This is a genomic window from Arthrobacter sp. N199823 (assembly GCF_002929705.1).
Lineage (GTDB): Bacteria > Actinomycetota > Actinomycetes > Actinomycetales > Micrococcaceae > Specibacter.
The window spans coordinates 409,597-429,301 of record NZ_PJIN01000002.1 but is presented as its reverse complement, the minus strand read 5'-3'; the positions used below and the strand labels follow the sequence as shown (position 1 = coordinate 429,301).

Sequence of the window (19,705 nt, the reverse complement as noted above, 5' to 3'; positions counted from 1 at the left end):
TCAGCCACCCTATGGTGTGCCCCGCAGGAGAAGCCAGATGAAGATCATGGTGACCAGGAATCCGCTCAGGTAGTTCAGCCATAAGAAGCGTTTCCACCCGGCGTTGGCGCGTGCCGACGTGGCATCGGTGAGGCGCAGCGACGGAGCTACGTTGACCAGGTAGGGAACGGCCAACACTGCGGCAAAGGGAGCTGCTGTCAGCAGCATCAACAAACCAGCACAGGCGTAGGCGACAAACGCGAACCAGACGGTAAAGCGTGCCCCCAGCACTGTCCCAATGGAGGCAATGCCACCGTCGCGGTCGGGCACAATGTCCTGCACGGCACCGAAGGCATGGCTGGCCATTCCCCAGAGGAAGAACGCCACCAGCACGGCCCAGAGCCCGGCAGTGAAATCTGCCTGAACCAGGACCAGCCCGTAGACGGCAGGAGAGACAAAGTGCGTACTGGAAGTAATGGAGTCAAGGAACGGGCGCTCCTTGAAACGCAGTCCGGGGGCACTGTAGGCGATCACGGCAAAGAGAGAGATCGCCAGAACGACGTTGGCTGCTATCCCACCCTGCGTAGCGAGCACTACGATGAACGGCACCGTGCCAAGCACCGAGGCCCACAGGATAAAACGATGGTGGCTGCGGTCAAGAACGGCCCCTTCCACCCCGCCCTTGCGGGCATTGAGCAGATCAGATTCGTAGTCGAAGACGTCGTTGATGCCATACATCAACAAGTTGTAGGGGATCAGAAAGAACAGTGTTCCCACTACAAAAACCCAATCAAGGCGCCCCGTCACCAAAAAATACGCCGCGGCAAATGGATAAGCGGTATTGACCCAGGACACCGGCCGGGAGGTCACGAACAAGTTCTTCATTGTTTCCCCCGACCGATCAACAAGATCCACAAACCGCTGAGCAACAGCGCCCCACCTAACGGATAAGCGAAGTCCTCGATGGGTGCCAGCCCCACATGCAAACCATTCAGGGTGTGGCCGGCGTAATCAAAGAGACCTGAGGCGATCATGACGTTATCGAAGATGAGCGTCAGAACTAGCAGTACCACCACGGATACTGCCGTGGCTACCACCATGGCGCCTCTGTGCTTGCTCCGCCAGAGGCCGGCAATGAAGACCAGAGCAGCCACCGCCAAAAAGATGGCGTTTAGTTGGGCAAAGTTCACAGTTCCCCCCTGCCATTGGGCCGGCCACGACGGCGGCTTAGCTGCAGAAAGCGCTGTGCCCCGGTAAATAGGATCATGGTTTGATAACACAGGAACAGGAGAAAGAATGCCTCCTCCAAGGGGAACTGCGGGGCAAGCATGATGCCAGTCATGAGCGGGGACTCGCGGTGCAAGAAGATGCCCGCCGCAATGGCAGCCACATCCCACAGTGCGAAGAAGGCTGTGCCCAGTAGCAGCACCAGCAAACCGGCCACGGGACGGGCAAACACGAAGAGCTTCCAACGCGCATCGATCAGCGCCATGCAGCCCAGAAGCAGCAAGAGAATTAGCAGGTAGATCATGAGGCAATCACTGGCAATGACGCGCCAGCCGGCTCCTTGAGAGGCCCGCCACTGGTATCGCCGCGCACCAGTTTGAGCACAATCTCGGCGCTGATCAGGCACATGGGCACGCCGATCCCTGGCCGCACCGAGCTACCCGCATAAAACAGCCCCTTGACCTTGGGGTTGGCGTTTCCCGGCCGCAGAAAAGCACTCTGCGGCAAGGTGTGAGCAAGCCCTAAGGCGCTGCCCTGCCAGGCATTGAAATTGTCTTGAAAATCGGCAGGACCATAGCTGCGCCGCACCACAATCCGATCGGCGAGGTCAGGCGTATTGGTCCAGGCGGCGACTTGGGCGATGGCAGCGTCGGCAACCTGTTCAACCTGAGGCGAGCCGGCGCCGTCGTACCCGCCCTTGCCCCACTGGGGCAAAGCAGGAGCCGGAATCAACAAGAACAGATTTTCACTCCCCTCGGGGGCAACGGAAGTATCTGTGGCACTGGGCTTGCAGACGTACAGCGACGTGGTGTCCGCCAGCGCGTGGCCGTCCGCGATTCGGGCAAAGTTGTCCGCCCAGTCATCCGTGAACAGGAGGTTGTGATGGGCCAGATCCGGCAAGGTACCCTCGATGCCCAGACAGAGCAGGACGGCGCTGATGCCAGGATCGGCCTTCTGCCACTTCTTGGCACTGTTCATGCGCAAGGGTGCGGGAAGCAAGGTGGTTTCAATGTGGTGCAGATCCGCAGCCCCCACCACTAGGGTGGCGTCGGTGACGTGCTCCTGCCCATCGCTGGAGCTCCATGCCACTGCTTCACAGCCGGGGCCCTGACTCGCTTCTGCCAGGTGTATCTTGGTCGCCGTGGCACCCGTGATGATCTCAACCCCGGCGCCGCGGGCCACCCGTTCCATGGCATCTACCAGGGCGGCGAACCCACCTTGGGGATAGAGCACCCCGTCTTGCAGATCCAGATGGCTCATGAGGTGATAGATCGACGGTGCCTTATAAGGACTGGTGCCCAGGAAAACGGCCGGGTAGCCCAGAATCTTTTGTTGCAGCGGATGAGTGAATCGGGCTGCAACAAAACTGTTCAGGTTCCGGGTCAAGAGTTTCGCCAACCGTGGAGCGTGGCGCAGCACCTGAGGACTCAGCAGGCCCCGCAACGTTCCGAAGGGATCGTACAGGAAGTGTTTCTTGGCCAAGGTGTAAGCCAGTTCCGCCGAATCCAAATACTTGCCCAGTGCCGCGGCTGAGCCCGGTTGCTGAGACTCGAAGAGTGCTTGTGCCTCCCGGCGTCCGGTGCGGACCTCTGTGGAGGACGCAGCGGAGCTCTCCTGCGCGGAGTCCTGCTGCGCCATGTTCCCCGGCGCGAAGTTCCACAGTTTGTACGCGGGGTCCAGGCGGGTGAGTTCCAGCTCCGCGGCGGCACTGGTGCCCATGAGCTTGAACCAGTGGTCAATGACCTCAGGCATGAGGTACCAGCTTGGGCCGGTGTCAAAGCTGAAGCCGTCACTCTGCCAACGGCCAGCACGGCCACCTAGTTGTGGCTGCTTTTCCAAGAGGGTCACGCTGTGGCCGTCTCTTGCCAGCAGAGCAGCAGTGGCGAGGCCGGAGATTCCCCCACCAATCACCACAACCTCCTCTGTTGCGAGAGGCTGCTGTCCACGTTTCTGCCGCGCTTGCCGGCCGTGCTTGGTTGCGGAGCGGCCACGGCCTCCCCCACTGAAGGGGACCTTGGCGCTCACGAGGAGACCGCCTGGGGTAGTTCTTTCGAAATACTGGAAGGCATTGCGTTAGCGAGGACCCGCACACAAATGAAGGCCTTGTGCCACCCGGGAACCCGAACCCGTCCTTGGGCCAGTTCCGCAGCCGGGACCTTCTCAATCCTGTCCACGAGGGTCAGGAAGAGATCATGGGCAAGACGCACCGCGCGTCGAGCTGGCGGCGCCAGGAACACCATGCCTGCGCGGGCCGCGGCCAGATCGCTGCGAATGTCATCGAGAAGCTCGTGCTTATGACCGTCATTGAAGGCGGCAGGATCAAGACCTGGGAAATAGAAGCGTCCTAGATCGGCACTATCAGCGCCCAGATCACGTAGAAAATTCACCTTTTGGAACGCGGCGCCCAGGCTGCGTGCTGCATGGACCAATTCTGCATCGTGGCCACCGGTAGCGCCCTTCATGGACTGGAAGACCTTCAGACACATCAAGCCCACCACTTCGGCAGAACCATAGATGTAGGCGGCCAAGGTATCCGCAGAATGCACAGTTTTGAGCACGTCGGTGCGCATGGATTCAAAAAACGGCCGTGTCAGGTCCGTGCCGATACCGGTTGTGCGTGCTGTGAGAGCGAAGGCATGCGCCACCATATTGGTGCTGTATCCACAGCCCATGGCTCGCTCCGTTTCAGCCTCCAAATTATCCAGCTGCCAACAGACTGCATCGGTGTTCAGTCCGGCTGCTGCCGCGGCCCCGTCCACCACTTCATCAGCAACCCGCACCAGGGCATAGATGTTCTCAATGTGACGGCGATCCTTGGCGCCCAGAATCAAGCATGCCAAGCCGAACGAGGTCGAATAGCTGCCAATCACCACGCTGGCACTGCGGGTGGCGGTGTCAGAATAATGTCCCAATGGATCCAGTCTCATGGTCAGCTGCTCCTTGTCAGGACGTAGTCACACAGCGCCGAAAGTTCGGCGTACAACGATGCTGGCAGATCAAGTTCTTGGGCCTTGTCCAAGGCATCTGCCACCAATGATTCCGCCAGTCCAACAGCAAAGTTCGGCGCTCCCAGCTGCTGCAAAACTTTCCTCATGGCGTCCGTGTCGACCGCTCCACGCTTGAACGATTCCGTCACGGTGGTGAACTCTTGGGCACCGGCGGCAAAGGTGGTCAGAATGGTTCGCTTCCCTTCGCGCAAGTCTGAGTCAACTGATTTTCCTGTCACCGCGGATTCACCAAAGGTGCCCAAGACGTCGTCGATAATTTGGTAGGCAATGCCGATGTCACGCCCTACAGCGGCTAAGGCATCAGCGGTTGCGAGGGTTTCCCCGGCCAAGAGTGCGCCTGCTCGAAGTGGCATTTCAAAGGAGTAGACGGCCGTCTTGAGCCGTTCCATGTTCAACACTTCCGGCATTTCTGCCCGCAGTCCGCCTAAGGAGAAAAGAAGGTCATCCAATTCACCGGCAGCCGAGGCGAAAATTGCCTCGTGCATGGTTTCAAGGATGGTACCGCTGTGGGGGTGCCCCAAGGCCGCGGCGGTGGCCATGCGCAGGGATCCTGTCAGGAGCAAGTCCCCGGCAATGATGGCCGCAGCATAGCCAGCGTGATCGGCGTCGTCCGCGGTATGCCCCAGGCCCGCCGCCCTATCGCGGTACTCGGCACCCAAGGTGGCAACGCCGCGTCGAACAAAATCCCTATCGATGACGTCGTCGTGCACCAGCAGCGCGGCATGGAGAATCTCAAAAGCTGCGGCCAAATCACCGCACGCCCGATGATCGACTCCACCGAACGCCGAGTACGTCAAAAACACCAGGCGAGGCCGCATCCATTTTCCGCCGCGGGTGGCCGTGGACATGCTTGCCCACAACTGGGCGAACGCTGGCGAGTAGTTCTGGGCTCGGGCACCATGGTCCAGAAAATACTTGTCAAGAGAGGACTGAATCTGGGTCTTGAACCCGTCCCAGTCCAGTGCGTCCTCCTGAAGAGTCCCAAAGTTGTTCAGAGAATGCTTGGTGGATGGCATCACAGCTCGCCTTTCGCTGTTCCTTTGTGCGGTTGATCGTGATTTGCTTCGCTTTGCTGCTCCAAGGCGGCAATCCTGCTGGACATGGACTGGACCACCCCGGAGAGAAAGTCAACAATGACGCGCTGTTCGTGTTCACCGTAGCCGCGCACCGCCTGATCAACATCCAACACCATCGGCATCAGCATCGCCATGGCGGATTGCACCGACTCGGCACTGGGGCTGACGAGCCATCGTCTTCTGTCAGTGGGGTGCGGGCTCCGTTGCACATGTCCTTTGGTCACCAACCGATCAATCACGGTGGTGGTAGCGGCCGGGGTCAAATGCAGCATTTGCGCCAGCTCACCAGGTGACATGGACCGCAGTTTAAGGAGGTGCTGCATGGCCTGAAAATCGGTCTCATTGATGTCCATCTCGCGTCGCATGATGAACTCCATGGTCTCGTTCAGGACGAGAACGTCGCGCACAAGGATCGACGCCGGGTGCATCGATCCCCGAGGTGGGGAAACTTGTTCGCCGCTCACGTATATCCCCCTGTTGATATTAAGAAAATCTAACTACATAATGGTGGATGAAATCTCTTTTGTCGAGCTGGAGGTGCACTATGGCACGAATCGCTGTTGCAGGCGCAACGGGATACATCGGTGGGCGGCTCATTCCGCTACTCCTCGACGCCGGACATGAGGTTCGGGTGCTGAGCCGGAACCTTTCAAAACTTAGAGATGTGCCGTGGCGAGATCAGGTCACCGCCGTTGAAGGGTCAATTCAGGACGCCGAAACCGCTCGCGAGCTGTGTGCCGGCACAGACTTGGTCTACTACTTGGTGCACTCAATGTCAGGTGGGGCTGGCTCGGAAGCGGATTTTGAGCGAATAGAACGGCTCTGTGCCATGAATCTTGGCCAGGCGGCACGTGAAGCAGGCGTGCAACGGCTGGTGTATCTATCCGGGCTCCATCCTCAAGGAAAACTCAGCCGGCACCTGAGCTCCCGCACTGAAGTAGGCCAGATTCTCATGTCGAGCGGAACCCCCACCGTAGTGCTCCAAGCCGGCCTAGTGATCGGATCGGGGTCAGCGAGTTTTGAGATGGTTCGGCATCTGACAGATGTGCTCCCCGTGATGCCAGCTCCCAAGTGGGTCATGAATAAGATCCAGCCCATAGCCATCCGAGACGCCCTGCACTACCTCTTGGGCGCTACCTCGCTCCCACCAGAACTCAACCGCACCTTTGACATTGGCGGGCCCGAAGTACTGCGCTACGCAGACATGATGCGCAGCTATGCACTGGCCGCGGGTTTCCGGCCACCGACCATTATCGCCTTGCCCGTCCTAACCCCATGGCTTGCGGGCCAATGGGTCAATCTAGTCACCCCCGTCCCGCGTAGCCTGGCCCTCCCCTTGGTTGAATCACTCCAGCACTCCTGCATAGCAAGCGAAAAGGACATCGCGGCTTTCATCCCCGACCCCGACGGCGGACTCACGCCCTACAAGCGGGCTGTGGAATTGGCGCTCAACAAGATCGAAGCCGACGCGGTTGAGACAACGTGGGCAACGGCCCACGCCCTCAGCGCCCCGGCCGATCCCCTGCCGAGCGATCCGGAATGGGCCGGATCGACAGTGTTCACCGATGAACGCAAGAAAACCACCAGTGTCCCCGCCAGTGCGGTCTGGGCCGTGGTGGAAGGAATTGGCGGCGAAAACGGCTATTACTCACTTCCGTTCGCGTGGACTGTGCGTGGCTGGATGGACAAGCTCGCCGGCGGGGTCGGCTTGATCCGAGGCAGACGCAGCCCCAATTCTCTCCAGCTCAACGACACCGTTGACTGGTGGCGCGTGGAAACGTTGGAGCGGGGGCACCTGTTGCGCCTCCGTGCGGAGATGATGGTTCCGGGAAAAGCCTGGCTTGAATTTGAAGTCACTGCTCTTGAGGAAGGAAGTGAATTCCGCCAACGAGCCATCTTCTTTCCGAGGGGACTCTGGGGGCGTCTGTATTGGTTGGCGGTATTGCCCTTCCACGGAGTGATCTTCAAGAATATGGCCAGTCGCATCACTGCCGCCGCCGCACTCAGACCCTAAATACCGACGCGCAGCCGGTGGCGGCACCGAGAATCTCCACCCAGGGCAGGAGGCTATTAACACCAGCACACCATAGGGTGGATATGTGATCATGCATTCCATCTACGACTGGTTCAGTCGGCACCGCTTCGCCGTGGACGTAGTCTTGATGTCGGTGCTGTGGCTCATGGCTATGCCGTTGAGCATTAGCGACGGCGGCTACATGCGAACCCCTGGTCAGATGTTGGTGGCGGGAATCTTCGCCACGGCACTACTAGTTCCCTTGGCGTGGCGGCGGACGCGCACGGTCATGGCTGGCTTCCTCATTGCTGGCGTGGCCATCGCGCAGTGGGCGCTGGGCATCTCACCCATGGTGTCCAATATTGCCGTACCACTCATTGTCTACGCACTGGCGGCTTTTGGCCCGCGCTGGGCTTCGCTGTGCGGACTGGGCTTGGCCATGCTGGGCTCCATCATGCTGGTCACCCGCTATTTTTACGATCTCACCATGGTCTCCCTGGCCGATCTGCCCTACACCATCGTCTTGATCCTCATGGTGTGGGTGCTGGTCTTGTTCAGCTGGACAGCCGGGGACCTCACCCGTACTAAACGACTCCGGGAACAGGCCCTCTCAGACCGTGCCCACCGGCTGGAAATTGAGGCCCAGCACGAACGCGATTTGGCCGCCAGCGATGAGCGCGCCCATATCGCCCGAGAAATGCACGACATCGTGGCACACTCACTCTCCGTCATCATCACCCAGGCCGACGGTGCCCGATACGCGGCAGCCGCCAATCCCGAAATCGCTCCGGAAACGCTGGCCACGATTGCGGCGACCGGGCGCTCCTCACTGCAGGAAATGCGGCGCTTGCTCGGCGTGCTGCGCGGCGGAGACGAAGCGTCCACCCGGCCACTCCCCGGCCTGGCCGATCTGGATGAATTGTTGCTGGGCATCCGAGCCACGGGACTCCCAGTCGAGTTCACTGTCACCGGCACCGCCCGGCGCCAACTGCCACCGGGCGCCGAACTTTCCGCGTACCGCATGGTCCAAGAGGGCCTGACCAACGTCATCAAACACGCCGGCCCCAACGTCCAATCCACCGTCCACCTCGTCTGGAACGCGCGCGGCCTTGACATCACCGTGCACGACGACGGCCGCGGCGCCACCGCCGCACTCTCTACCAACCCCGTCCCCCAACTGCCCACAAGGTCACCCTCGATCTCCCCCGAGGCAAGGAACGACGTCGTGCCTCACGCAGGTGGGCAGCCCACCAAAACGCTGCACCCCAGAACCGGTCCGCTGCGAACTGTTTCAGGAGCCCCGGCGGCCGGCGGCAACGGGCTGCGTGGCATGTCTGAGCGCGTGAAGCTTTACGACGGTCATCTTTCGGCCGGACCGCTGCCTGGCGGCGGTTTCGGCATCAGCGCATTCATCCCCTATACGGAGCAGTAATCATGACGTCCCTTTCCCCCATCCGCGTGGCCCTCGTCGACGACCAGCAACTGGTACGTTCCGGCTTTGGCATGCTCATCAATTCCCAGCCAGATCTGAGCGTGGTGTTGCAGGCCGGCAATGGCATCGAGGCGCTGGCCGGGCTCTCGGCAACGGCGGCAGATGTGGTCCTCATGGACGTGCGCATGCCTGGCATGGACGGTCTCGAGACCACGCGCCGGCTCATGGAGCGCACCAAGGCGGCAGCCGCGGGATCGTGGTTGTCGGAGCTGAAGATCGTGGTGCTGACAACGTTTGACCTGGATGAATATGCGCTGGCCGCGATTCAGGCCGGGGCCAGTGGCTTCCTGCTGAAGGACGCGCCGCCGGAGGAACTGCTGGGCGCAATCCGGACGGTTTTCGCTGGCGACGCCGTGATTGCACCGTCCACCACGCGCCGACTCCTGGACCATGTGGCGCCCATGCTCTCAGCTCCGAGCGCGGCGAATGACGCCCATGCCGAAGCGGTGGCCCGGCTCACGGCGCGGGAACACGAGGTATTTGTGCTGATTGCCAACGGGCTCTCCAACCCGGAGATCGCCGCGCAGCTGTTCGTTTCCGAGGCCACCGTCAAAACTCATGTGGGGCACATTCTGGCCAAGCTCAACGCCCGCGATCGGGTGCAGGTTGTGGTCATCGCCTATGAGACGGGCATCGTCTCCCCGCGCTAAGAACGCGGCATCACTTTCCGGCGGGTTTTTCCCAACGCGGCATCATCTTTTGGGGTGTTTTGGCCAACCCTTCCTCACCTTTTGAAATGCATTGCGGAAGGGTTTGCCAAAAGTGCCCAATTGCTGAGGGAGGGTCTCTCATGTACGACGGCGGGAGGTCACCTTTCATTGAAAGGTGACCTCCCGCGTTCACTGCCTCCCCCTGCTCGCAGGCTCGCAGCGGGCCCCTCGGCAGCCCTCCTACCGAGACTTTGTCCGGATCAGCCCTTGACGGCGCCTGCGGTGAGGCCTTGGACGATGAATTTGCTGGCGAAAGCGAAGATTGCCAGAGTCGGGACCACTGTGAGCACGGCGGCGGCGGACATGGATCCCCAGTCGATGTTGAAGCTGGAGATGAAGCCGGCGAGTGCTGTGGGGATGGTTTTGTTCTCATCGCTGTTCATCAGGGTTACTGAGAGGAAGAGTTCATTCCAGCAGTTGACGAAGTTGAAGATAAAGCTTGCAGCGATGCCTGGCATCATGACAGGGACCAGGACGCGAAAGAGGGCACTGAGCCGGGAACAGCCATCGATCATGGCCGCTTCTTCGAGGGCGTCGGGGACGTTTTCGAAGAAGCCGCGCAGCATGATGGTGCAGAACGGGATGCAGATGGCGATGTAGACCAGGATCAGGCCGGTTTTGGAATCGACCAGATCGAAGTTGCTCATCATCATGTACAACGGACCCAGAGCGATGAAGCCCGGAATCATCTGGGTGAGCAAAAACGCGGCCATGACGGCGCCGCGCCCGGCGAACTGGAACCGCGCCAAAACATAGGCTGAGAGCAGAGAAATCAGGGTGGCAACGGTTGATGCGACGGTGGCTACGATGAGGCTGTTGACCATGTACCGGCCGAAGTCGGACTTCGTAAACAACCCAATGTAGTTATCGAAGGAGATCTCACTGGGCCAGTACTTCAGCGGCAGCTCATAGATGGCGCCGGGAGCCTTGAGTGAGGTGATGACGATCCAGTAAAGCGGGAAAATGGTCACGATGAGGCAGATGCTCAGGAAGGTAATCTTGCTGACGCGCCCGAAGATGCTTTGTTTATCGATCATCGTTTTGCCTTTCGGGGGCGCATGGCCATCAGGTAGAACACTGCGAACAGCATCAAGGTGAAGACCACGATCAATCCCAGAGCGGACGCCTGGCCGTAATCGCCTTCCTGCGTAATTTTGATCATGTACGTGGTGATGATGTGGGTTTGATCGGCTGGGCCTCCGCCAGTCATGGCCCAGATGACGTCCGGGAAATTGAAAATCCAGATGATTCGCAGCAGGATGGTCAACCCGAGCGTGACAGCAATAGCCGGCAGCGTGATGCTGAACAGGGTCCGGACCTTACCGGCACCGTCAATCGCGGCCGCTTCATACATTTCATCGGAAACCGACTGAAGTGCGGCCAAGATCATGATGGCGAAGAACGTTACGCCGTACCAAATATTGGCGATGATGATTGCTGTCATGGCGAAGCCTGGTTCAGCCAGCCACGGGATCGGGGTATCAATGAAGCCAGCTTTCATCAACAGGTCATTGACAACACCGAACTCGGCATTGAACATCCAGCGGAAAAGCATGCCGATCAAGAATCCGGACACAGCCCAAGGGAAGAAGATCAACGCTTGGTAGCCGCTACGGAACCTGAACTTACGCTTCAAGAACAGCGCCAGGGCAAAGCCAATGACCACCTGGGGCACCAGCGAGCCCACCACCCAGACCACCGTGTTGCGCACGATCGTCCCAAATTCCGGGTTCTCGAAGAGGGTGACAAAGTTGCCCCAACCAATCCATGAGGTATCTGAGAGGTCGTTGAGGTTCCAATTCCGGAACGCCATCTGGCTACCAGAAATCATGGGGTAGTAGGTAAAGATCGCCACGAAGATAGCTGCCGGCGCCATGAAGCCCGCCAACGTCCACGCCGTTCGAGCGTTGAACCGTTTCTTATGCCGATATTCCTTGGGCGGCTGTGGTGACGCGCTGCCCGTTTCCGAGCTGCGCGTCACCGTCCGCTGTGCATCAAATGCCACGATGGATTATCCCGCCAACTTTTCGGACCAGTAGGTATCCCAGCTGGTCAACAGTTCCTTGGTGGTCATTTTGCCCGTGAGTACTCGCTGCAGTTCGCCGTCGGACTTCTTGATCCACTCGGTCCACCAGGCGACGCCGCGCGGCTGAACGGCGGAGATGTAGGTATCAGGGTTCTCGGTCATGGTCACATAGGCAGCCCAGGGGCCGGTGCTGTAGAACGGATCTGTGGCGGCTGACTTCAGGATCGGAACAAGGCTGTTCTCCTTGCTGAAGGTGGTTGCCGGTTCACCCTGCGCCAGGTACTTGATGAGCTTGACGGCTTCCGGCTTATGTTCGCTGCTCTGAGCAATACCCCATCCGGCCGATGCCACCGGCTGAATAGCCTTGCCTGCGGGGCCCACCAGAAGCGGTGCAACGTTCCACTGGTCTTCCTTGACCGAGGTCGATTCCTTGATGGTGGCGATGACTTCGGGATCCTGCAGCAGGAACGCGGTTGAGCCATTACTGAAGCCCTGCACCATTTCCGGGTAACCCCACGCGACCGAGGACGGAGGCGAACCCTTCTTGAACAGCTCAAGGTAATCATCCATGGCTGTCTGCGCCTCAGGAGCGGAGAAGATGGTCTTGCCGTTGGAGAGCAGGAAGGCATTTTCCTTGTCGACCTGATCCGCGGTGTAGGCCTCGATGATGGCTACGGCGTTGGAGTTGGCGTTGGCGCCGCCGCGGAAAGCGTAGCCGAACTTGTTGGCGCCGGGATCGTTGAGCTTCTCCGACTGCGTGATCAAGTCCTTCCAGCTCGCAGGCGGTCCGTCAAACCCCGCGTCCTTGACCAGGTCGCTCCGGTAGAACAGGGACAGTCCATAGAAACCGTAGGGAATGTAATAGGTCTTGCCATCCTGCTTTGAGTAGTTGACGGCATTCTCGGTCAGGTCATCCCAACCCTCCCATCCGTCCAGATCCGCGCTCATGTCATATAGCCATTTGTTGGCACCGAAAGAGCCCACCGTGATGTCGCGAGCCTCCACCACATCGATACCCTTGCCCGACTGCAGCATCTGCTGGATCTTCTGATCCGCCGAGTCAGTGGGAGGAGAAATCAGGTCGACTTTGATATTCGGGTTGTCTTTCTCAAAGCCAGCCAGCAGCTTCTTGAGCGTGTCGGTTCGGGTGGGGTTGGTCAGGCTTTCAACCATTTTCAAGGTGACAGTACCGTCCGCGGAGTCCTTGCCGGAGCCTCCCCCGCAGCCGGAGAGTGCCAGCACGGCGGCAACACCCAGTGCGGCGATGGTGGTGAGTTTCGATTTCATTGTTGACCTTTCAATGTGGTGTACGGAGATTGTTTGATGCGCAGAAAATGTGGCGTATTCATCCGGTTATCGCTGTTGTGCGAGCCGGACTAGCGCTGGAACGGCACGTTCGGCGAAGGCCTCGTAGTCAGCTGGCGTGTTGTAGAGATGAGTGGAGAGCCGCAGATAACCTGCTCCGCCGAACGTGGTGATGGCCGTTTCGAAGTCCAGTTCCGAGGAGATGAGTGCGCGCACAGCGTGTGAGTCTTCGTGCGTTGTGGCCAAACCGCGGGGTAACCGGATCAAACGCAGCGGATCAACTGGCATGCCGACATCAACCGATGCATCTACTCCTGTCAAAGCAGAGAAGGCATTCTGCACAATGTGCTGGCCGTAGTCACCCAGTGATGCCGCGTACGTGCGGTAGTTGTCCCAGCCGAACCGCTCCTCCAACGAGTCAAACGCCGTTTTGGCTGCCATCCAGGAGGTGATGTCCTGGGTGCCTACATGGTCAAAGCTCTCCGGGAAGGTATAGGGGAAGCCCCAGGAATCGATCAAGGGTGTCAGGTGATGCCGCAACGGTCCGCGGGCCACCAATGCGGCTGTGCCTCGAGGGGCGCAGCCAAACTTGTGAAGATTGCCAACCCAGAACCCGTCAAAGTCGGGAACCGGTTTTGCCAGCACCCCCGGCGCATGGGCGCCGTCAACTAGAACCGGCACCCCCAGCTTTCCGGCGGCGGCGGCGATCTCCACCACAGGAAAGCTGCGCGCCGTGGCGGAGGTGATCTGGTCAATGACAATAAGAGCAGTACGTTCATTGACCTGCGCCATGACAAGTTCTACAACTAACGCGGCGTCAGCGTTTAGTGGCACCGAGGCCACCGCTACCTTGCCGTTGTGCTTACGGGCAATACGCTTTGCACCCTCGAGCACCGCACCGTAGGTGTGGTCTGTGGTGACAATTTCGGCGCCTTCAGCAAAGGGCAACGAGTTGTAGACGGCAGTGACACCGGCGCTGGCATTGATCACCAAGGCCATGTCGTCAGCGGGCACGCGCAGGAATTCGGCAATCCCCACCCGTGTTTGCGCCAGCATGTCAGCCTGACCCATGAACCAGGGGCACGGATTCAAATCCATCTCTGCTTTGAGGCGCAGCTGATGCTGCTGTGCCGCGATAGGAACTGCCCCATAGGAACCGTGATTGAGGTGAATCTTAGTGGCGGTCATGGACCAATCGGACATGGCCGGAGCACCCTCCGGGGTGAGCATGGCCGGTGGTGCTTTGAGGGCGTTCGGGGCAGAGATTGACACGTCAGACCTTTTGTTGAATCGAGATGGAATACACGTAAGCTATCTCACACTCACAGCAAAGACAAGACCTTAATGACTAAATTCATCAGATGACTTTGTAAAGTTCTGCAATTTGAACCCGCTGACCATGGACTTTAGACCAAAGCTGTCCGATGACTTTTTAAACACATAGGATGAATTCAGTCAACGGCGATAGTGCCGCCGTCTTAGCTAAGGAGCTCAACTGTGAGCGCAGTGGAAACGGCCATGCAGGGGCTGCGGGCCAAAATTGCCTCCGGTGAGCTGGCACCTGGCCAAAAGTGCCCCCCTGAGGGAGAGCTGGCGGCGCAACTGGGCGTCTCAAGAAGCTCATTGCGTGAGGCCATCAGAGCCATGTCAGCCTTGGGCGTCATGGAGGCCAGGCACGGATCCGGTACCTACGTTTCCTCGCTGGAACCCGCCGAGATCCTCAAGGGCTTCGCTTTGTTGGTGGATCTCTTCCCGTTTGACAGCGTCCTTGAACTCTTTGAAATACGCCGCGCCCTCGAATCGCACGCCGCTGCCGGAGCCGCAGCAAAGTGCACGCCGGAACTTCTCGCCGAATTGGATTTCCTTACGGCCAAAATGGAAGCCACGGAAGACTCAGGCGACATTTCTGATCTGGATGCTCGCTTCCACGAAGCCATCTGTACTGCCGGCGGAAATTCCACATTGACAGGTCTCATGAGCTTGTTCCGTTCCCGCGGACGGCATTTCAACATCTTCGACAGCGTTGAAGGAGCAACTGTGCGCGAGGTGAGCAACAGGGGCCACCGCGATATCCTTGAAGCCATCCGGAACAGGGACCCAGCCTCAGCGGCAACTGCCACCGCTGCGCACATCGCCCAAAGCGAGTTTTGGCTGCGGAAATTTCGCCCTGAACCTCAGCTGGCCACGCCCGGCACACTCGATGGATAGCTTTGGAGCGTGAGCTCCACATTGGGCAGAATTGCCAAAGGTGCTATCTCCATGCCCAACCACGGCTTGCGGGCGTCCTATAGGTGCAGACGGTAAAAGCGGAAGGCGGAAAAGTCCTCGATCGGCAGGCGCTCCACTGCAGAATAGCCGGCCCCGGCCGCGTATCCCTCCAGCACCGATTGCCGCATCACCGTCCCCGTGCCCGCCGATCCCGGGGTCGACAGGCTGTCGGGCAGGCAGATGAACAGGCTGTAGGCATACATGAGCCGCTCCAGTTCGTCACCGTCCGGGCCAAACACATCGGCGACGGCTTCATCCATGACCACCACCACGCCGTCGGGCTTCACCATGGCGCGGACTGCGGCCAGCACCTGCACGGGAAACGGCATGTCATGCAGCGCCTCAAAGATGAAGACTGCGTCTTGACTGCCGGGTGACTCGGCGTCCGCCGCGTCGGCGAGGCGGAACGTGACCCGGCCCTCCATGCCGCGGCGGCGCGCGTTCTTCCGCGCCTGCTCGATCGAGGGCTCGTCAATGTCAATGCCGACGACGGCGGCGCCCGGGTAGGCGTTCGCCAGCGCCAATGTGGACCATCCGAAGCCGGTACCCAGGTCGGTGATCAGCGCTCCTTCCCGGGACAGCACCTGGTGGATCTCCGGGACGGACGCCAGTGCCGGACCCAGCCGCTGGTCAAACCACGGCTTGTTGCAGGCAGCCTGCGACTCGCGGGCCTCGCTGCCGATCTGCGCCCAGCCAACGCCGCCGCCATGCCGATATGCCTGCAGCAGTTCCGGCAGCTGCGCCACCCCTGCCCAGAGCATGCGAACCATAGGAATGAGAGTTGTGAGGGAGTCCGGATGCAGCAGCACCTCGGCGGCACCGGGCGGCAGCATGAAACGGGGCCCGGCATCCTGAGCTGTTCCGGCGTCCTCGCCCCCGGCGTCCTGCACCACTCCGACGAAGCCCGCCACGCTTTGTTGTTCCAGCCATTCCCGCGCGTAGCGTTCCTGCGTGCCGGTACCCGCTGCCAACTCGGATGGCGTCAGCCCTGCTCCGCCGGCTTCGGCAAGCGCGGCATACCAGCCAAGCCCGTCACCCAACGCAATGCTTGCCAGTTCCGCGTAGCCCAGCACGGCAGCGACCACCCTGTCCGAATATGCTGCCACGCCGTCATCCATCGCCTGGACCATGCTGACAATTCTCCTCCTCCCAACGGATTCGAGACAGCGGAACTTTGCCCTCAGGAAATCGTCCTCCCGCACCCCAGCGGCAGCCGCCTCCCACTACGGTAGGAGGGACCGGCGTCGAACATTCCAAAGATCTCCAACCGTGCTCCGATCCCCGCCACGCCATCCGAAATTAGGCTGGAGCCATGACCATCACAACAGAGAACATTCAACGCACCATGGCGGTTCAGGCCCGCGGTTTGCGCAAGACCTACGGCAAGGGAGAAACCGAGGTGACAGCGCTCAAGGGCGTGGACCTGGATTTCCCGGCCGGCCAATTCACAGCCATTATGGGCCCTTCCGGCTCAGGCAAGTCCACCCTGATGCACTGTCTGGCAGGCCTTGATTCGGTCACCGGCGGCACCATCCACCTGGGCGACACCGAGCTGACAGCGCTCAATGACAAGGCGTTAACCCAGCTGCGCCGTGACCGGATCGGCTTCGTCTTTCAGGCCTTCAATCTGGTCCCCACACTGACAGCGGAAGCCAACATCACCCTTCCCGTGGCTCTGGCCGGTGGCACCGTGGACAAGGAATGGTTCACGTTCATCACCAAAACATTGGGTCTGGTTGATCGTCTGGCGCACAAGCCGCACGAGCTCTCCGGCGGCCAGCAGCAGCGCGTCGCCGTGGCCCGCGCCCTGCTCACCCGCCCCGACGTCATCTTCGGCGACGAGCCCACCGGCAACCTCGATTCCCGTTCCGGCGCAGAGGTGCTAGGCATGCTGCGCCGCTCCTCGCGCGAAATGGGCCAGAGCATCATCATGGTCACCCACGACCCCGTGGCCGCCTCCTACGCCGACCGCGTGGTGCTCATGAACGACGGCGCATTAGTGGGTACCTTGGATAACCCGACCGCCGAATCTGTGCTGGCTTCGCTGGCATCCTTGGGGGCGTAAGCCATGCTGCAGGTCGCCCTTAGCCAACTCAAAACTCACTCCAGACGGTTCATAGCCATCACCTTAGCGGTGCTATTGGCCGTCGCCTTCCTCTCCGCAACCCTGATGGTCAACGCCTCCACGGGCGCCTCGCTGAAGGCCAGCATTGGGCAGGCCTACGCCAAGGCCGATCTGGTGGCCTCCTCTTCTTACGATGATCCACTCACGACGGCGCACGCGGCCTCCGTGGCTGCCTCACCTCTCGTCGCCGAATCTTATGCGCAGCAGTCCACGTACCTGCAAGCCGGGCTGGGAAGCACCACATTGGGAGCTACTCTCCGCAATATGCCGGCCGCCCCTTCCTTGGAGCCAGTGGCCTTGATCTCGGGTGCGTGGCCCGGCAACGATCAGGAGGTGGCTGTTGACGCCATCACGGCAGACCGCAAGAAGCTGTCCGTTGGCAGTAAGGTCACCTTCACCGGCGAACCCACAACCACCGCTGCCATCCCCACCCTGACTGCCACTGTCTCAGGCATCACCGCCGCTTCAGCTGACCCAGTTTCCTCGGGGATGGCCCAATTTGTGGGCACGGAGGCAGCAGTTGGCAAGCTCAGTTCACCGGATGCCGGGTTCAGCACCATCTCGGTCCTTCTCAAGGATGGAGTCTCCCTTGCCGACGCGAAGGCGGCCCTGGCTACTGCAGTCGGCCAGCCCGTTGAGAAGATCCTGACCGCTGATGAGAAAACCACCCAAATGGTGTCCAGCCTGACCGGAGGCCAGGACCAGCTGACCATTGTGCTGCTCGCTTTCGCAGGCGTTGCGCTCCTGGTTGCTGCCTTGGTTGTTTCCAATACCTTCTCAGTCTTGGTCGCTCAGCGCACCCGCGAGCTTGCCCTGCTGCGCTGTGTTGGTGCCAGCCGGAACCAGGTACGGAACTCGGTCATTGTCGAGGCACTCATCGTGGGCTTTGTCGCCTCGGTGCTGGGCGTCTTGGCGGCCACAGGCACCATGGCACTTGTGTTAACCCTACTGAGCCAGAACCCGGACTTTGCCTTCGCCACGTTGGCGGTGCCGCCGTCGGCCATCATTGCGGGCATGGTGGTGGGCACGCTGATCACGGTCCTGGCCTCGCTAGTTCCGGCCCGGGCGGCAACAGCCGTGGCCCCACTGGCTGCGCTGCGCCCGGCCGAGGACGCCTCGGTGCACAACGCTGGCGGCCGACTCCGTCTGTCCATTGGCGTGCTTCTGCTCCTGGCTGGCGGTGCCGGACTGGTGTACGGCGGGATCTCCGCGAACTTGCTCATCGCACTGCCTGCTGGTGCGGCATCCTTTGTCGGCTTCCTCATGGCCGCCACGCTGTTCGTGCCGAAGCTGGTCTCACTCGCCGGAACCCTGGCCCGCCCGGCCGGCGTCCCGGGGAAGATGGCCGCGGCCAACGCCGTACGCAATCCGCGCCGAACAACCGCGACGGCCTCGGCGCTGCTTATCGGTGTCACGCTGGTGACCATGATGATGACCGGTGCGGCGACGGCTCGGAGTGCTTTCGACACCGAGCTTGACGGCAGCTACCCGGTGGATCTGCAGGTGCGGACCTTGCCTGGCGACACCCGCATTCCCGACAGCGCGGTGGCAAAGGCTGCTGCTCTCCCCGGGGTCAAGCACATTGCCCGACTGGAATTGGTGGGCACCATGGAAGCGGGTGGACAAGCCCTTGACGTCTATGGAATATCCGACGCCGATGCCCTCACCGTGCTGGCCAACCCGGCTAACCGTCCAGGCCCCACCTCCGCGGTAATTCCCAAGAGCATCAAGGTGGATTCCGGCAGTGTCGTTGCCGGAACGCTCAGCACGAACGTCACGGCCACTCCCGCCACAACAGATGGCTATAGCGCGCTGGTCTCCCTGGATACCTTTGCACCGCTGCCCGCAGCTGACCCCCTGTATAAAGAAACGGGAGCGCCCCTGTGGATCTCCGTGGATGAATCACTGGATGCCAACGCTCTCTTGGATCTGCGGACAGCTTTGACCGGGGCCTTGAATGTTTCCGAGTACCGGGTTGACGGCGCCGTACTGGAAAAGGTCATGTTCAACCAGGTCATCGACATGCTGCTGCTGGTGGTCACCGGCTTGCTGGCCGTGGCCGTGTTCATCGCGCTGATCGGCGTTGCCAACACCTTGTCCCTCTCGGTGCTGGAACGGACGCGGGAGAACTCGCTGCTGCGGGCCCTTGGCCTGACCCGCGGACAATTGCGTGGCATGTTGGCACTGGAAGCTGTGCTGATTGCCGGCGTCGCGGCCATCATTGGCTCGGTTCTTGGTGCCGTCTACGGCTGGGCCGGAGCACAGTCGGCTCTTGGCAGCTTTGCAGATGTCACCGCCGTGATCCCGTGGGGCCAGATCCTGGCAGTGGTGGTCGTTGCCGCCGTGGCGGGACTCCTCGCCTCAGTGGTGCCGGCACATCGCGCTGCCAAGCTCTCCCCCGTTGCAGGCCTGGCCATGGACTAGCCACTGAAGCTCGGATTCGGACGGCGCTTGCGGGAAAAGACGGTTGTATAC

At 60.6% G+C, this 19,705-nt stretch carries 18 protein-coding genes; 6 read left to right on the top strand and 12 right to left on the bottom strand.

Annotation, left to right across the window (positions count from 1 at the left end; genetic code table 11):
• Positions 1-9: 9 nt before the first annotated feature.
• The 7 genes from CXQ93_RS05825 to CXQ93_RS05795 form a co-directional block, all read right to left on the bottom strand.
• Complete coding sequence (locus CXQ93_RS05825; protein WP_104109511.1) at positions 10-864, bottom strand: prenyltransferase; 855 nt, start codon at positions 862-864, stop codon at positions 10-12.
• Positions 861-1,169: a lycopene cyclase domain-containing protein gene (locus CXQ93_RS05820; protein ID WP_104109510.1), complete on the bottom strand. Its 309-nt coding sequence runs from the start codon at positions 1,167-1,169 to the stop codon at positions 861-863. Before CXQ93_RS05820 ends, CXQ93_RS05825 begins: the two co-directional genes overlap by 4 nt.
• A complete protein-coding gene (locus CXQ93_RS05815; protein WP_104109509.1) occupies positions 1,166-1,510 on the bottom strand; it encodes a lycopene cyclase domain-containing protein in 345 nt (114 codons plus the stop codon). Before CXQ93_RS05815 ends, CXQ93_RS05820 begins: the two co-directional genes overlap by 4 nt.
• Entirely contained in the window at positions 1,507-3,120 is a 1,614-nt protein-coding gene (gene crtI / locus CXQ93_RS05810; protein WP_104109751.1) for a phytoene desaturase family protein, read from the bottom strand. Before crtI ends, CXQ93_RS05815 begins: the two co-directional genes overlap by 4 nt.
• Positions 3,121-3,227: 107 nt before the next feature.
• Positions 3,228-4,133, bottom strand: a complete 906-nt coding sequence (locus tag CXQ93_RS05805; protein WP_104109508.1) for a phytoene/squalene synthase family protein — start codon at positions 4,131-4,133, stop codon at positions 3,228-3,230.
• 2 nt (positions 4,134-4,135) lie between these two features.
• Positions 4,136-5,230 (bottom strand): polyprenyl synthetase family protein, encoded by a 1,095-nt coding sequence (locus CXQ93_RS05800; protein ID WP_104109507.1) that lies wholly within the window; start codon positions 5,228-5,230, stop codon positions 4,136-4,138.
• Positions 5,230-5,754 carry a MarR family winged helix-turn-helix transcriptional regulator gene (locus CXQ93_RS05795; protein WP_146073170.1) on the bottom strand — a complete coding sequence of 175 codons (525 nt, stop codon included), beginning with the start codon at positions 5,752-5,754 and terminating at the stop codon, positions 5,230-5,232. The genes CXQ93_RS05800 and CXQ93_RS05795 overlap by 1 nt, the downstream gene beginning before the upstream one ends.
• A gap of 80 nt (positions 5,755-5,834) precedes the next feature.
• Between CXQ93_RS05795 and CXQ93_RS05790 the strand changes: the two genes are divergently transcribed.
• From CXQ93_RS05790 to CXQ93_RS05775, 3 genes are all read left to right on the top strand, one after another.
• Positions 5,835-7,304 carry an SDR family oxidoreductase gene (locus tag CXQ93_RS05790; protein WP_104109506.1) on the top strand — a complete coding sequence of 490 codons (1,470 nt, stop codon included), beginning with the start codon at positions 5,835-5,837 and terminating at the stop codon, positions 7,302-7,304.
• A gap of 91 nt (positions 7,305-7,395) precedes the next feature.
• Positions 7,396-8,736: a sensor histidine kinase gene (locus tag CXQ93_RS05785; protein ID WP_374953393.1), complete on the top strand. Its 1,341-nt coding sequence runs from the start codon at positions 7,396-7,398 to the stop codon at positions 8,734-8,736.
• 2 nt (positions 8,737-8,738) lie between these two features.
• Entirely contained in the window at positions 8,739-9,446 is a 708-nt protein-coding gene (locus CXQ93_RS05775) for a response regulator transcription factor (RefSeq protein WP_181036063.1), read from the top strand.
• A 260-nt stretch (positions 9,447-9,706) separates the two neighbouring features.
• Here CXQ93_RS05775 and CXQ93_RS05770 read toward each other — a convergent pair whose 3' ends face one another.
• From CXQ93_RS05770 to CXQ93_RS05755, 4 genes are all read right to left on the bottom strand, one after another.
• Entirely contained in the window at positions 9,707-10,543 is an 837-nt protein-coding gene (locus CXQ93_RS05770; RefSeq protein ID WP_104109505.1) for a carbohydrate ABC transporter permease, read from the bottom strand.
• Positions 10,540-11,511 carry a carbohydrate ABC transporter permease gene (locus CXQ93_RS05765; protein WP_258068626.1) on the bottom strand — a complete coding sequence of 324 codons (972 nt, stop codon included), beginning with the start codon at positions 11,509-11,511 and terminating at the stop codon, positions 10,540-10,542. The genes CXQ93_RS05770 and CXQ93_RS05765 overlap by 4 nt, the downstream gene beginning before the upstream one ends.
• A 6-nt stretch (positions 11,512-11,517) precedes the next feature.
• A complete protein-coding gene (locus CXQ93_RS05760) occupies positions 11,518-12,819 on the bottom strand; it encodes a sugar ABC transporter substrate-binding protein (RefSeq protein ID WP_104109503.1) in 1,302 nt (433 codons plus the stop codon).
• Between the two features lie 66 nt (positions 12,820-12,885).
• A complete protein-coding gene (locus CXQ93_RS05755; RefSeq protein WP_258068625.1) occupies positions 12,886-14,109 on the bottom strand; it encodes an aminotransferase class V-fold PLP-dependent enzyme in 1,224 nt (407 codons plus the stop codon).
• Positions 14,110-14,334: 225 nt separating this feature from the next.
• Here CXQ93_RS05755 and CXQ93_RS05750 point away from each other — a divergent pair, with 225 nt between their 5' ends.
• Positions 14,335-15,045: a FadR/GntR family transcriptional regulator gene (locus tag CXQ93_RS05750; RefSeq protein ID WP_104109502.1), complete on the top strand. Its 711-nt coding sequence runs from the start codon at positions 14,335-14,337 to the stop codon at positions 15,043-15,045.
• 77 nt (positions 15,046-15,122) lie between these two features.
• Here CXQ93_RS05750 and CXQ93_RS05745 read toward each other — a convergent pair whose 3' ends face one another.
• On the bottom strand, positions 15,123-16,235 hold the full coding sequence (locus CXQ93_RS05745) for a class I SAM-dependent methyltransferase (protein WP_104109501.1): 1,113 nt from the start codon (positions 16,233-16,235) through the stop codon (positions 15,123-15,125).
• A 182-nt stretch (positions 16,236-16,417) separates the two neighbouring features.
• Here CXQ93_RS05745 and CXQ93_RS05740 point away from each other — a divergent pair, with 182 nt between their 5' ends.
• Positions 16,418-17,170 (top strand): ABC transporter ATP-binding protein, encoded by a 753-nt coding sequence (locus tag CXQ93_RS05740; RefSeq protein WP_104109500.1) that lies wholly within the window; start codon positions 16,418-16,420, stop codon positions 17,168-17,170.
• A gap of 3 nt (positions 17,171-17,173) precedes the next feature.
• Complete coding sequence (locus tag CXQ93_RS05735; RefSeq protein WP_104109499.1) at positions 17,174-19,654, top strand: ABC transporter permease; 2,481 nt, start codon at positions 17,174-17,176, stop codon at positions 19,652-19,654.
• Positions 19,655-19,705: the final 51 nt, after the last annotated feature.